Raw genomic sequence first — 12,988 nt, 5'->3', positions numbered from 1 at the left:
CGGGATTCGGCTCCGTCGGTCATGGCCGACGCCGCCCCCGAGCGGCTGGTGGTGACCGACCCGGTCGAGCCGGCCACGCCTCCCGTGAGCGCCTGGAACATCGCCAACGCGCTCACGGTCATGCGGCTGCTGGTCGTTCCCGCGTTCATCGTGTTCCTGTTCCTCGACGGCACCGGCTGGCGGCTGGCCGCCCTGGGCGTCTTCATGTTCGCCTCGATCACCGACCAGCTCGACGGCTTCCTGGCCCGCAAGTACGGCCTGATCACCGACTTCGGCAAGATCGCCGACCCGATCGCCGACAAGGCGCTCATCGGGTCGGCGCTGGTCTGCCTGTCGCTCCTCGGCGAGCTGCCGTGGTGGGTGACCGTCGTGATCATCGCCCGTGAGCTGGGCGTGACCGCGCTGCGGTTCGTGGTGATCCGGTTCGGCATCATCCCGGCCAGCACCGGCGGCAAGATCAAGACGGTGCTGCAGATCTTCGCCGTCGGCTTCTTCCTGGTGCCGGGCCTGCTCGACGTCGTGCGCTGGGCCACCATGGGAACCGCCGTACTGGTGACGGTGGCGACCGGCGTCGACTACGTTGTGCGAGCAGTCCGACTCCGCCAGGTGGCCCGGAGGGAACAGGTGTGACCGACTCGACCGCCGCGAAGGTGATCTCCCTGCTCGCGGAGCGGGGTGAGACTTTCGCCGTGGCCGAATCCCTCACCGGTGGGCTCATCGGGGCGACCGTGACCGGTGTGGCCGGCGCGTCGGCCGCCTTCGTCGGCGGGGTGATCGGTTACGCCACCGATCTGAAGGCCCGGCTGCTCGGCGTGCCGGCCGACCTGCTGGCCCGCGAGGGCGCCGTCCATCCCGACGTGGCCGCCGCGATGGCCGCCGGTGTGCGCGAGCTCACCGGCGCGACCTGGGCGGTCGCCGTGACCGGCGTGGCCGGCCCCGAGCCCCAGGACGGCAGGCCCGTCGGCACCGTCTTCTGCGGCGTGAGCGGTCCGGAAGACGTCTCGAAAGTCGTTGACCTGCGATTGACCGGAGACCGCCAAGCCATCCGTATCCATACGTGTGAGATGGCTTTGGATCTACTTCTAGGTGTTGTGCTGGCCAATTCGGGGGAACATTCGGGGTGATTACCGCGTTACGTCCCCAGCGAACATGCTCACCATGGTCTGCCGTGGTGTCGCTCGATACAGGTACGGTGGAGCTGTGAGTGAGGTCCGTGAGCCATCGGCGATGAGCAAGTCCACGACGCGCCCGGCGCAGGGGCCGAGCGAGTCACTGATGACGGCGAGGAGTATGTACGAAGGGCGCGGAAAGAACGGGCGATATGAACCGAAAGCGCGGAGCGTCGTGACGGCTCCCGCGCCGGGAAGGGAGCGACAGATGGTCCTGCTGCGTCAGCTTCTCGGCGACGTCCTGCGGCGGCTACGGGTGCGGCAGAGTCGCACACTGCGCGAGGTCTCCACGCTGGCACGGGTCTCCCTCGGCTATCTGTCCGAGGTGGAGCGTGGTCAGAAGGAGGCGTCGTCCGAGCTGCTCGCCTCGATCTGCGGTGCGCTGGGTGTGCCGCTGTCGCAGGTGCTGCGGGAGGTCTCCGACCAGTTCGCGCTCGCCGAGCTTCAGCACGCGCCTGTCTTGGCCGACGTGCCCGAGCGTGAGCGTCTGCCCATCACGGAGACCGTGCCCTCCGGGCCGGAGTTCGACGGTTTCCCCGAGGTCAAGGACATGGTGGCCGCCTAGCCCCGCTGGCAGCGCGGGCACCAGTAGATCAACCGCTGCTGCGGTTGTGACCCCATCTCTCCACGTTCGATGACCGTTCCGCAGACGCGGCAGGGAAGGTGTGCCCTGCCGTAGACGAACAGCGCACGACCTGGTCTCGGGTCGCCGGTCGTGACCGGTCCATGTTCGTTCTTGTTCTCCACCAAGAGGCGGTGGGCCGTTTCGGCCAGCCCCGCCAGATCCGCCACGTCCCCGGTGTGCCGCCACGGCCCGACGCCGGCGACGAAGAGCGTCTCCGCACGCCATATCGTGCCGATCCCCGCGAGATTGCGCTGGTCGAGCAGCGCCTCCCCGATCGTGCGGCCGGGATCGCCCAGCAGGTTGGCGACGGCCCTTTCCGTGTCCCAGTCGGGGCCGAGCAGGTCGGGGCCCAGATGCCCGACGACCTCGTCTTCTCTGGCGGTCGGCAGCAGGTCGACCACGCCGAGCTTGATCCCGGCGGCCTGCCAAACACTGTTGGCCAGCACCACCCGGACGACGTCGCCGCCCCTCAGCGGGGTGCCCGCCCGGGTGACCCGCCACGATCCGTCCATGCGCAGATGGGTGTGCAGGGTCACGCCGCCCTCGACCCGGGTGAGCAGGTTCTTGCCCCGGCTCACCGTGGTCAGCACCCGCCGCCCGCGAAGGTCGGCGGTGGCGTAGCGGGGCACCCGGAAGTCGGAGCGGGTGAGCTCGCGGTCGTCGAGCGCCGCCCGCAGCCGCTTCGCCGTGCGGTAGACGGCGTCGCCCTCGGGCATTAGACGGGGGCGTTGGGGGAGTCCCAGGCGGAGGGGTCGTCGGACAGGTCGGTCACCCGCTTCGGCAGGTCGCCGGTGGCGATCTGGTCGAGGGTGACCTCTTCGAGGATGGCGCGCTCGCTGGCCCGCAGGGCGATCCAGACCTGCTGGAGAGCCTGGGCCGCGCCGGTGTAGCCGACGTGTTCGGGCCGTTCGCCGCGGACGTTGGCCAGCGGGCCGTCGACCGCGCGGATCACGTCGGCCAGGGAGATCTGGTTGGCGGGACGGGCCAGGACGTAGCCGCCCTCGGGGCCCCGCTGGCCGCGGACCAGCCCGGCCCGGCGCATCTGGAGCAGGATGTTCTCCAGATATTTGGGCGGCATCTCCTGGCCCTTGGCGAGTTCGCCCACCGTGGTCGGGCCGTCGCCGGACGCGGCCAGCTCGGCCGCCGCCCGCAGGGCGTAGTCGACACGCGCAGAAAGTCGCATGTAAACGATTATCCCGCCTGGTTGGGACTGGTTGACCTGGGTCCCCGAACTCAGTCGACGCGGATCCGTACGACCACGGGCAGATGATCGGAGAACGGCACCCGCGGGACCTCGGCGGACACGGCCGTGAGCCCCGGGCTGAGCAGCACGTGGTCGATGCGCCTGACCGGATCGTCGGCGGGCGAGGTCGGCGGGTCGCCGAACGCCGTGAGCGGGTCGGTCAGCCCGGTCCGGCGCAGCAGTTCGGCGAAGGCGGGGTCACCGGGGGTCAGGTTCAGGTCGCCCGCGATCAGCGCCGGCGGCATGGGCGTCACGGCGCGAAGGGCGGCGCTCTGGATCGCGGGCTCCTGGAGGTGGGTGTTGACGATGCCGACCTGCCTGCCGCCGACCTCCACCAGCACCGTCTGAGCCTGTGCTCCGGTCGGGTACCCGGCCGTGACCAGGGGCGCCGACTGGATGTCGCGGACCGGGAGATTGGTCAGCACGGCGTCGCCCCACAACTCGTCGGCTGCGGGGGCGAAGTGGTAGTGCATGCCGAGACGAGTGGCGATGCGGTCGAGGTCGTCGTGGCCGCCGTTGAGGAACCAGCCTCGGTCGACCTCGCTGATCAGCACGACGTCGGGCTTCCTGGACGCGGCCCAGTCGGCGATGTCGTCGAGGTCGAGGGTGCCGGACAATCCGAAGCCCATCCTGATGTTGTAGGCGATCAGGGTGAACTCGTCGCGGTCCACGGCCAGGCCGGGGCTGTCGGTGCCCGACGGCTTGGGGACCGCCCACAGGGCGAGCACCGCCAGCGCGGCGGCCACCGCCGGGCGGCCCCGGGGGAGGTCGGGTAGCCGGACGGCCGTCGCGGCGACCGCGACGCCCAGGGCCAGCACGACATAGGCGTTGTCGAAGCCGATGACCGTGTCGTAGGCGGCGTAGTAGAGGAAGGTGCCGGCGAAGAAGACGATCATCCCGGCGAGCAGCGCGCCGCCCGGACGGCGGCCTCGCGGGCCGTCTCCGGCCACGCGCAGGCACCAGCCCAGGCCCACGGCGAAGACCGGCAGCGTGGCCACCTGGAGGCGGCCCTCGTCGTGCGCGATCCACACGGCGACGATCACCAGGATGGGGGCGAGCTGGGCCGGATGACCCGTGGCGCCGGCCAGCGCCAGCACGATCAGGGCGGCCAGCAGCGCCAGCGTCGGCCAGACGCGGTCGCCGGGGGTGACGCCGTTGCCGATCAGGGCTGAGGGGCCCAGGAACATGCCGGTCAGCAGCAGCGCGGGGCCGAGGGCGAACCACAGGCGGCCGGGGGCGGGGTCGGCCGTCTCGGTGACGCCGAGCACGGCCCACCCGAAGGCCCCGACGGCCAGCACCGCGGGGATCCAGGGGAGGAGACCGTCCCGCCAGACCAGGTCGACATGGCCGATGGCCAGGTGGAGGGCCGGGGAGAGGGCCAGTCCGAGGGGGAGGGCCAGGCGGGCGTGCGGCCCGGCCACGAGCTTGGCGGAGCCGTACAGGAAGACGATGGCGGCGGTGACGGAGACGCCGCTCACATAGAGCTGGGGGAGACCGCCGTCGGTGGCCTGCAGGGCCACCCGGCCCACGGCCAGCACCGCCGCGCCGCCCAGCAGCGCCCATCGCGGCGGGACGAGCAGCGCCAGGAGCGGCAGCACGAACCACAACGCGGCGAACAGGCCCAGTTGCTCCGGCGGGGTGTCACCGGCCTGGCCGTAGATGGTGATCAGCGACGGGAGCAGGACACGCACGGCGTCCAGGAAGAGGATCAGACCTAAGGTCACTGCCGCCACGGGACGCATGAACTGATCCTTCCGCCCCGATGGGAGCGGTATCAAGGGTCGATATCCGGGAGCTCGTATAGTCGCTAAGCTGGCCGGAAAAGTTTGTTGACAGTTTTCGCGGGGGCGATCATAGAAAGCAGGAGCATGGAGCGACGTCCTGGCGTGCCCAGGTTGCTCCGGGAGATCAACGACCGGGCCGCCCTCGAACTTCTGCTGGCCTCCGGGCCGCTGACGCGCGGCCAGATCGGCGACCTGACCGGTCTGTCCAAGGTGACCGCCTCCCAGACGTTGTCACGCCTTGAGGAGCGGGGGCTCGTCGAGGTCGTCGGCGAGCAGGCCGGCAACCGGGGGCCCAACGCGGCCCTCTACGGCGTGATCGCCTCGTGCGCCTACGTGGCGGGGCTCGACGTCGGGCCCGAGCACGTCACCGCGGCCATCGCCGACATCAAGGGCGACGTGGTCGCCGAGGTCACCGCGACGCCCAACGGCGCCGACGACCCCGTCTCGATGGTGCACAACGCCGTCGTGAAGGCGTGCCGGTCGGCCAAGGTCGCGTTGTCGCGGCTGAAGGGCGTCGTGATCGGCACGCCCGGCGTCGTCGACCCGCGCACCGGCGACGTGCAGTTCTCGTTCGACCTGCCCCACTGGCACGAGGGCATCCACGAGGCGCTGGCACGCGACCTGAAGCGGTCGGTGCGCATCGAGAACGACGTGAACCTGGCCGCCATCGCCGAGCGGTCGAACGGCGCGGCGCGGCGGGCCGACGACTTCGTGCTGCTGTGGGTGGGGCGCGGCATCGGCCTCGCCGTCGTGCTGGGCGGGCGGTTGCACCGCGGCCGTTCGGGCAGCGCGGGCGAGATCGGCTATCTGCCGGTGCCCGGGGTGCCGCTGGCCGAGGACGTGCGCTCGGAGCCGGGGCGGCTGCCCTCGCTCGCGGGCGGCCTCCAGTCGCTGGTGAGCTCCGAGGCGGTGCTCGACCTGGCCCGCGACCTCGGGTTCGAGGGGGCCACGGCGGCCGAGTGCGTGACCGCCGCCGTCGACGCCGGCGACCAGGGCGACCGGCTGCTCGACGAGATCGCCTCCCGGCTGGCGCTCGGGGTGGCGTCGGTGTGCGTGGTGCTCGACCCGGGGCTGGTCGTGCTGGCCGGAGAGGTCGGCCTGGCCGGGGGAGTGTCCCTGACCGGCCGGGTCGAACAGGCGGTGGCCCGCATCTGCCCGATCCGGCCGCAGGTCGTGACGTCCGAGGTGCCCGGCAACCCGGTGCTGCGCGGCGCGGTCATCGCCGCTTTAGAACAGGCGCGCGAGGAGATCTTCGCGTCCTAGGCGGTCAGGAGCTCCACCGCCGCCTGGGCGTTGGCCCGGGCGGCGCCGTAGGTGGCGATGTGGACGCCGTGGTCGGGCCGCCAGATCGGCAGGCCCATCTCCATGACCACGCTGTCGGGCCGGGCCGAGACGAGTTCGGTCACCAGGTCGCGGCTGGCGGGGTAGCGGTGAGCGTCCTTGACGACCACGACCAGTGAGCGGTTCCGGGCCCGGGTGAGCAGGTCGTCGGCCTGGGCGTCCTCCGGCTTGACGCGCACGATCTCCGCCTCCGGCAACCAGGGCGCGACGCCCCACGGCACGTCGCCCACGGCGATCGTGGGCGGGGTGTCGATCTCGACCACGAACGGGTTGCGCAGCGGCAGCGTGGCCCCGCTGATCCTGACCGCGCGGCGGGCGGCCTGCAGGCCGACGACGGTGTCCTCGGTGTGCTGGCCCCGGGTCTCGCGGGCCCAGTCGCGCAGGCTCTGGGCGCGGGCGACGGCCTCCTCCAGGCGGTCGGCGCTCAGGTCGCCCGACTGGACGGCCGCCACGATGGCGGTGATGACGGCCTCGGTCTCCGCCTGCGTCGGGATCGAGCCCATGCACAGCAGGTCGGCGCCCGCCTTCAGCGACAGGACCGCGCCGCCGCCGAGGCCCACGCTCTTGGTGATGGCGTGCATGTCGAGGGCGTCGGTGACCACCACGCCGTCGTAGCCGAGTTCGCCGCGCAGCAGCGTGGTCAGCGCCCTCGGGCTGAGCGTGGCGGGGGTGTCGCCGGTGAGCGCCGGGACCGCCACGTGGGCGGTCATGATCGACCGGGTGCCCGCCTCGATCGCGGCCCTGAACGGGGCCAGCTCGCGCTCGCGCAGCAGCTCCAGGGAGGCGTCCACGACCGGGATGGACAGGTGCGAGTCCTCCGTGGTCGCGCCGTGGCCGGGGAAGTGCTTGACGCACGCGGCCACGCCGAGGGACTGCAGGCCGCGCACCGCGGCGACCGTGTGGCGGGACACCAGCGCGGGGTCGGCGCCGAAGGAGCGGGTGCCGATCACCGGGTTGTCGTCGGCGGTGTTGACGTCGGCCGACGGGGCCATGTCGAGGTTCACGCCGGCCTTCACCAGGTCGCCCGCGATCGAGCGGTAGACCCGCTCGGTCAGGTCGACGTCGTCGACGGCGCCCAGGGCCGCGTTGCCCGGGTACTCGCTGCCGACGTGGTAGGCGAGCCGGGTGACGTCGCCGCCCTCCTCGTCGAGCGAGATCACCGGGTCGCCGGCGTTCATCAGGCTCGACGTCAGGGTGGCGACCTGTCCGGGGCCTTCGACGTTGAAGCCGAAGAGGCAGACGCCGCCGAGACCTGCGGACAGGCCGTCCAGCACCCAGTCAGGCGCGGTCAGGCCCCGGAAGGTCACGAGCAGCGTGCCGGCCGCGAGACGGCGCAGCCCCCGATCGCTGTGGCTCGCGGGTACTCCAGGCATGGGGATTCATGACTCCGATCATGGACATGGGAAGGTACGGCCCCGGGTCCCGGGGCCGTACCCGCTCAGGAAAGCGAGTCGCGGACGGCCGAAGGCCGGCCGTGGCTCGCGCCGGGAATCTGCCGTGAAGACAGGTGGGCGGTCAGCCCTTGACGGCGCCCGCGACGAGGCCGGAGACCATGCGTCGCTGCACCAGGAGGAAGAACACGACGACGGGGATCGTCATCAGGGTGGAGCTGGCCATGATGGCGCCCCAGTCGGTGCCCCGCTGTCCGAAGAAATACTGCAACGCCACGGGCATCGTGTAGCCCGAAGGGTCGCTCATCAGCACCAACGCGAAGATCAGCTCGTTCCACGCGGTGATGAAGCTGAAGATGCTGGTCGCCACCAGGCCCGGCGCGACGAGCGGGAAGAGCACCTTCCAGAAGGTGGTGAACCGGCTCGCGCCGTCGATCCACGCGGCCTCCTCCAGCGACTTCGGCACGGCCGCCACGAACGTGCGCAGCATCCAGATGCCGAAGGGCAGGGTCAGGCCGACGTTGACCACGATGAGGCCGAGCAGCTGGTCGTACAGGCCCAGGCGCTTGACGCTCAGGAACAGCGGGATGAGCAGCGCCTCCGCCGGCACCATCTGCACGATCAGCAGGGTGATGAGGAAGGAGGTGCGGCCCTTGAAGCGGAACCGCGAGACCGCCGTGGCGGCCAGCAGCGAGAAGACCGCGCCGACCGCGACCGTGCCGAGGGCGACGATCGCGCTGTTGCGCAGGTAGAGCCAGATCGAGTTGCCCGCCACGCCCTGGTCGAGCACCCGGTCGAAGTGCTCGAAGGTGAAGCTCGTCGGGAACGGGATGAACTCCGTGGTGAAGATCTGGTCGTTGGTCTTGAACCCGGTCGAGACCATCCAGTACACGGGGAACATCGCGATGACGAACACCACCACGGCGGTGCCGTTGAGGGCGATCTTCCGCAGCTTCTTGCGGGTCCTGGCGGTGTCGCGCGGGCGCCTGACCTGGGGCGATGTCAGAGTGGTCACTGCACCTCCTCCGACTTGATCATCTGGCGGACGTAGAACGCGGTGACGATCAGCAGGATGATCGTGAGGATCACCGCGATGGCCGCGCCCGAGCCCATCTTCGGCGGCGGCCGGAAGGCCTCCGCGTAGGAGAACATCGACAGGTTGAACGCCTCACGGTTGGTGGGGCCGTTCAGCAGCACGTACAGCTGCGAGAAGACCTTGAAGTCCCAGATGATCGACAGGATCGTCAGGACCGCGAACACGGGCTTCAGCAGCGGGAACGTGATCGTGCGGAAGGTCCTCCAGGGGCTCGACCCGTCGACCCTGGCGGCCTCGTAGAGCTCGTTCGGGATGCTCTTGAGCCCGGCCAGGACCGAGACCGCGATGAACGGGAACGAGGCCCAGACCACCGTCATGATCAGCGCGATGTAGACGGTGTACGCCTCGTTGAGCCACGGGACGCCGGTCCAGTCGGCCCGCCCGAACAGGGCGGTGGACAGGAAGTCGGGCAGCAGGTTCAGCGCCCAGTTGACGATCCCGGCCTCGGCGTCGAACAACCAGCGCCAGATCACGCCCTGCGCGACCGGTGGGACCGCCCACGCGAACATGATGCCGACGATCAGAACGGTCGACATGCGCTTGCTGAGCTGCTGGAGCAGCACCCCGACGCCGGTGCCCACGATCAGGGTGAGCGAGACGGTCACGAAGGCGAAGACGAGGGTGTTGCGGAGAGCCGACCAGAAGATGTCGTTCTCGAAGATCTTGGTGTAGTTCTCCCAGCCCACCCAGTCGGCCGGCCGGGGGTTGACGTCCCGGATCTGCGGGATCCCGACCTTCTGGAAGGACATGATCCCGGCCTGGATCATGGGGTAGAGCAGCAGCGCTGCCATCACCAGCACGCCGGGGATCAGCAGGACGTACGGGATGAGCTTCGGGTTGAGACCAGAGGCCTTCTGCGGACGGTGAGAGCGGCGGGGGCGCCCGCTCGGGGCGGAGGCGTGGCCTCCGCCCCGGCGGGCGATCGACGTGTCGGTCATCGTCGCTACTGGTTGAGGATGTCTTCGAGTTCCTTGTTGGCCGTCGCGAGCGCCTCATCGGCCGAGGCCTTGCCCTCGATGACCGAGCGGGCCGCGTTCTGCAGCACCGCCTTGGTCTCGCCCGCCTCGGTCCAGTTCGGGTCGGCCGGGAACGACCGGGCCTTGGCGAAGGCCGCCGCGAACGGGGCCTGGACCGGGTCGCTGGCCAGCGAGGCCAGGGTGTCCGGGTAGACCGGGAGCAGGCCGCCGTCCTTGGCGTAGCGGTCGGCCCACTGCTTGCTCGTGGCGAGCTTGATGTACTCGTTGGCGAGCTCGGTGTTCTTGGTGGTGCCCCAGACGGCGATGTCGTTGCCGCCGAAGAACGCCGGGGCCTCACCGCCCGACTTGGCGGGGAGCGGGAAGAAGGCCAGCTGGTCGGCCTTCACCTTGCCCTTGGAGTCGGTCTCGATGCCGGGGATGTCCCACGACGCGGTCAGGTACATGCCGACCTTGTCGTTGGCGAAGCGGGTGCGGATGTCCACGGTGTTCTGGGTCAGCCGCGACTTGCCCGACAGGCCGCCCGTCACCAGGCTCGTGTACGTCTCGAAGCCGGCCTTGAAGGTCGGGTCGGTGAGCTTGCCCACCCACTTGTCGCCTTCCTTGACGGCGTAGTCGCCGCCCTCGGACCAGGCCATGGCGCCGAGGAGGTGGTTGGCGTCGGAGCCGCCGTTGAAGGCGAAGCCGTCGACGTCCTTGCCCTTCTCGTCCTGGATCTTCTTGGCGGCGGCGGTGACCTCGTCCCAGGTCTTCGGCACCTCGATCTTCAGCTCGTCGAACCAGTCCTTGCGGTAGAGGACCGCGCGGGTGCCGGCGCCCCACGGCACGGCGTAGACCTCGCCGTCGATGGTCTCGAGGCCGAAGAGGTTCTTCGGGATCTGGGCCTGGTCGCCCGCGCTGGTCAGCGGGGTGATCGGGCTCAGGGCCTCCTGGCTGACCCACAGCGGCACCTGGTCGTTGCCGATCTCGGTGACGTCGGGGCCGGCGCCGCCCGCGGCGGCGGCGGTGAACTTGTCGTTCACCTGCGGCCACGGGATCCACTCGAGCTTGACCGTGGCGCCGGTGACCTTCTGGAACTCGGCGTTCAGGTCGTCCATGTAGGCCTGGGCCGGCGGGTTCGAGTCGCCGAGACGCCACATCGTCAGCGTCTGACCGGCGAACTTGGGACCGGCGGCGGCGGGGGCCGATTCGGCGGCGGAGGCGGCGGGTGCAGGCTCGGCGGTCTCGCCACCACCACAAGCGGCGACACCCAGGGCGAGGGCGGCTGTTACGCCGGCGATCTTCACGATCTTCACGTTGGGGGTTCTCCCTTCCCGGCTTCTCGTCTAGGCAAGTTGAGGTGTCGGCGGGCCGCGCACCTTGGGGTTGCTGACGGTCGGCGTTTGTGGCACCTCAGAGGCTTGATCGCTTGCCTATGGGGTGACTGCCGTTAAACTAACAAGAAACTTTCTTAAAAAAAACCCGCGTTAGCGGATCGTGACGAGAAGGGAGACAGCGGTGGCCCGACGTCCCGGCACGCCCCGGCTGCTCCGGCAGATAAACGACAGATCGGCCCTGGAGCTCCTTCTCCTGCAGGGCCCCCTCACCCGTGCTGAGCTGGGCGAACTCACCGGACTCAGCAAGGTCACCTCGGGCCAGTTGCTGGCCCGCCTCGAAGACCGGGGATTGGTCACGACGGCCGGCGAACGGGCCGGCGGCCGCGGCCCCAACGCGGCCCTCTACGCCGTCAACCCCGAATCGGCGTACGTCGCCGGCCTGGAGGTCTCGCCCGACAGCGTCACCGCCGGCGTCGCCGACATCACCGGCCGGGCCATCGCCGAGGTGACCGTCGACCCCAGCGAGGCCCGCGACCCCGTCAAGCTCGTGCACAACGCGCTCGTCCGCGCCTGCGAGCGCGCCGGGATTGTTTTTGACCAGCTCAGCGGCCTGGTGATCGGCACCCGCGGCGTCGTCGACCCCCGCAGCGGCGACGTGCGCTACTCCTTCGACCTGCCCGCGTGGCACTTCGGCGTGCTGGCCGAGCTCCGCGCCGACCTCGGCCGGGCGGTCCGCATAGAGAACGACGTCAACCTCGCCGCCCTGGCCGAACAGGCCCACGGGGCGGCCCGGGGCCTCGACGACTTCGTCATCATGTGGGCCGGGATAGGACAGGGCCTCGGCGTCATGCTCGGCGGACGCCTGCACCGTGGCATCACCGGCGGCGCGGGCGAGATCGGCTGGTTGCCCGTCCCGGGCGAGCCCCTTCCCTCCGATGTACGCGACCCGCAGTCCGGCTCCTTCCAGAGGCTGGTCGGCGGCGACGCCCTGCACGGCATGGCCCTGGCCCACGGGGTGGGACCGGGCGAGGCGCCCGTGGCCGAACTGGTCGCCAAGGCCGTCGCCGAGGGGAACGGGAGCTTCCTCGACGAACTCGCCGACCGCCTGGCCGTCGGGGTCGCGGCCGTGGCGGTGGTGCTGGACCCGGGGCTCATCGTGCTGTCGGGCGACGTCGGCCGGGCCGGCGGCGAGGAACTGGCCGCGCGGGTGGAGGACGAGGTGGCGCGCGTCTGCCCCTCGCGGCCCCGGGTGGCGGTGACCGAGGTCGACGGCAACCCGGTGCTCCGGGGGGCGCTGGTGGCCGCCCTGGAGGAGGCGAGGGAGCAGGTCTTCTCGGATACGGTCTGACGATATGGGTGACGTCATTCTGATCTCCGACCCCCGGGTGACCTCCATACCGGTGATCGATTGCCTTGAGCCGCTCGTCGACGTGCGCGCTTTCCTCCGTGTCGACCTGCGCCTGGCCGACCCGGCCGGGGCGTTCGCGCACCTGCGCGAAGGGGTGGCCGGGCGGTTGCGGCGGGTGGTGCTGCCGCTGGGCGTGCACCTCGTGGTCGTCGAGGGGTATCGGCCGGTGTCGTTGCAGCGGAAGTGGTTCGAGGAGTACCGGGAGACGTTGCGCGCGACGTTTCCGGACATGTCGAGTGATGAGCTGCACGTGGCGGCCAGCCGCTTCGTCTCGCCCGTCGAGGTCGCGCCCCACACGGCCGGGGCCGCCGTCGACCTGACGCTGTGCGACGACGACGGCGTCGAGCTCGACATGGGGACCGAGGTCAACGCGACGCCCGAGCAGAGCGACGGGGCCTGCTACACCGCCTCCACCGCCATCTCGGCGGAGGCGATGCAGAACCGCAAGGTGCTGGCGACGGCGCTGGAGGCGGTCGGGCTGGTCAACTATCCGACGGAGTGGTGGCACTGGTCCTACGGCGACCGCTACTGGGCCATGACGCGGGGGCGCGAGGCGGCGGTCTACGGGCCGGTCGAGCTCTGACCTGAGAGAGTCCGCCCCGGATGGCCGCGGCCATCGTGCTCGTTCATCAGCAGGACAC

Annotated in this window: 13 protein-coding genes; 6 read left to right on the top strand and 7 right to left on the bottom strand. The window is 70.6% G+C overall.

Features of this window, described 5'->3' with window-relative positions; translation table 11 throughout:
• Nucleotides 1-21: 21 nt before the first annotated feature.
• The 3 genes from pgsA (at nucleotide 22) to AW271_RS28585 (ending at nucleotide 1,734) form a co-directional block, all read left to right on the top strand.
• Nucleotides 22-630, top strand: a complete 609-nt coding sequence (gene pgsA / locus AW271_RS28595) for a CDP-diacylglycerol--glycerol-3-phosphate 3-phosphatidyltransferase (protein ID WP_062340714.1) — start codon at nucleotides 22-24, stop codon at nucleotides 628-630.
• Nucleotides 627-1,124: a CinA family protein gene (locus AW271_RS28590; protein WP_062340713.1), complete on the top strand. Its 498-nt coding sequence runs from the start codon at nucleotides 627-629 to the stop codon at nucleotides 1,122-1,124. Before pgsA ends, AW271_RS28590 begins: the two co-directional genes overlap by 4 nt.
• Before the next feature lie 253 nt (nucleotides 1,125-1,377).
• Nucleotides 1,378-1,734, top strand: coding sequence for a helix-turn-helix domain-containing protein (locus AW271_RS28585; RefSeq protein WP_030450836.1), 357 nt, complete (start codon nucleotides 1,378-1,380; stop codon nucleotides 1,732-1,734).
• Here AW271_RS28585 and AW271_RS28580 read toward each other — a convergent pair.
• Genes AW271_RS28580 through AW271_RS28570 form a run of 3 tightly spaced genes read right to left on the bottom strand, consistent with a single transcriptional unit; the run spans nucleotide 1,731 to nucleotide 4,761 of the window.
• Nucleotides 1,731-2,510 (bottom strand): DNA-formamidopyrimidine glycosylase family protein, encoded by a 780-nt coding sequence (locus tag AW271_RS28580; protein ID WP_062340712.1) that lies wholly within the window; start codon nucleotides 2,508-2,510, stop codon nucleotides 1,731-1,733. The genes AW271_RS28585 and AW271_RS28580 overlap by 4 nt on opposite strands.
• Nucleotides 2,510-2,977 carry an RrF2 family transcriptional regulator gene (locus tag AW271_RS28575; protein WP_062340711.1) on the bottom strand — a complete coding sequence of 156 codons (468 nt, stop codon included), beginning with the start codon at nucleotides 2,975-2,977 and terminating at the stop codon, nucleotides 2,510-2,512. The genes AW271_RS28580 and AW271_RS28575 overlap by 1 nt, the downstream gene beginning before the upstream one ends.
• A 50-nt stretch (nucleotides 2,978-3,027) precedes the next feature.
• A complete protein-coding gene (locus tag AW271_RS28570) occupies nucleotides 3,028-4,761 on the bottom strand; it encodes an endonuclease/exonuclease/phosphatase family protein (RefSeq protein WP_062340710.1) in 1,734 nt (577 codons plus the stop codon).
• Between the two features lie 144 nt (nucleotides 4,762-4,905).
• Here AW271_RS28570 and AW271_RS28565 point away from each other — a divergent pair, with 144 nt between their 5' ends.
• Nucleotides 4,906-6,084 carry an ROK family transcriptional regulator gene (locus tag AW271_RS28565; protein ID WP_062340709.1) on the top strand — a complete coding sequence of 393 codons (1,179 nt, stop codon included), beginning with the start codon at nucleotides 4,906-4,908 and terminating at the stop codon, nucleotides 6,082-6,084.
• Here AW271_RS28565 and AW271_RS28560 read toward each other — a convergent pair.
• From AW271_RS28560 to AW271_RS28545, 4 genes are all read right to left on the bottom strand, one after another.
• Nucleotides 6,081-7,535: a glycoside hydrolase family 3 protein gene (locus tag AW271_RS28560; protein ID WP_062340708.1), complete on the bottom strand. Its 1,455-nt coding sequence runs from the start codon at nucleotides 7,533-7,535 to the stop codon at nucleotides 6,081-6,083. The two genes, AW271_RS28565 and AW271_RS28560, sit on opposite strands and share 4 nt — an antisense overlap.
• A 142-nt stretch (nucleotides 7,536-7,677) precedes the next feature.
• Entirely contained in the window at nucleotides 7,678-8,568 is an 891-nt protein-coding gene (locus tag AW271_RS28555; RefSeq protein WP_245653248.1) for a carbohydrate ABC transporter permease, read from the bottom strand.
• Nucleotides 8,565-9,587, bottom strand: coding sequence for a carbohydrate ABC transporter permease (locus AW271_RS28550; protein ID WP_062340707.1), 1,023 nt, complete (start codon nucleotides 9,585-9,587; stop codon nucleotides 8,565-8,567). The genes AW271_RS28555 and AW271_RS28550 overlap by 4 nt, the downstream gene beginning before the upstream one ends.
• Nucleotides 9,588-9,592: 5 nt before the next feature.
• A complete protein-coding gene (locus AW271_RS28545; RefSeq protein WP_062340706.1) occupies nucleotides 9,593-10,918 on the bottom strand; it encodes an extracellular solute-binding protein in 1,326 nt (441 codons plus the stop codon).
• A gap of 202 nt (nucleotides 10,919-11,120) precedes the next feature.
• Between AW271_RS28545 and AW271_RS28540 the strand changes: the two genes are divergently transcribed.
• Together AW271_RS28540 and AW271_RS28535 are read left to right on the top strand one after the other, a co-directional pair.
• Nucleotides 11,121-12,287, top strand: a complete 1,167-nt coding sequence (locus AW271_RS28540) for an ROK family transcriptional regulator (protein WP_062340705.1) — start codon at nucleotides 11,121-11,123, stop codon at nucleotides 12,285-12,287.
• 4 nt (nucleotides 12,288-12,291) lie between these two features.
• Nucleotides 12,292-12,930 (top strand): M15 family metallopeptidase, encoded by a 639-nt coding sequence (locus tag AW271_RS28535; protein WP_062340704.1) that lies wholly within the window; start codon nucleotides 12,292-12,294, stop codon nucleotides 12,928-12,930.
• Nucleotides 12,931-12,988: the final 58 nt, after the last annotated feature.

The organism is Herbidospora sakaeratensis, assembly GCF_001570525.1.
Classification (GTDB): Bacteria; Actinomycetota; Actinomycetes; order Streptosporangiales; family Streptosporangiaceae; genus Herbidospora; species Herbidospora sakaeratensis.
This window is presented reverse-complemented; position numbering and strand designations above follow the sequence as displayed.

Excerpts from the sequence above, each read along its gene's own strand:
- AW271_RS28565 (WP_062340709.1), top strand. The coding sequence starts at position 4,906 with ATGGAGCGACGTCCTGGCGTGCCCAGGTTGCTCCGGGAGATCAACGAC.
- pgsA (WP_062340714.1), top strand. The coding sequence starts at position 22 with ATGGCCGACGCCGCCCCCGAGCGGCTGGTGGTGACCGACCCGGTCGAG.
- AW271_RS28585 (WP_030450836.1), top strand. The coding sequence starts at position 1,378 with ATGGTCCTGCTGCGTCAGCTTCTCGGCGACGTCCTGCGGCGGCTACGG.
- AW271_RS28580 (WP_062340712.1), bottom strand. The coding sequence starts at position 2,510 with ATGCCCGAGGGCGACGCCGTCTACCGCACGGCGAAGCGGCTGCGGGCG.
- AW271_RS28550 (WP_062340707.1), bottom strand. The coding sequence starts at position 9,587 with ATGACCGACACGTCGATCGCCCGCCGGGGCGGAGGCCACGCCTCCGCC.
- AW271_RS28535 (WP_062340704.1), top strand. The coding sequence starts at position 12,292 with ATGGGTGACGTCATTCTGATCTCCGACCCCCGGGTGACCTCCATACCG.
- AW271_RS28560 (WP_062340708.1), bottom strand. The coding sequence starts at position 7,535 with ATGCCTGGAGTACCCGCGAGCCACAGCGATCGGGGGCTGCGCCGTCTC.
- AW271_RS28575 (WP_062340711.1), bottom strand. The coding sequence starts at position 2,977 with ATGCGACTTTCTGCGCGTGTCGACTACGCCCTGCGGGCGGCGGCCGAG.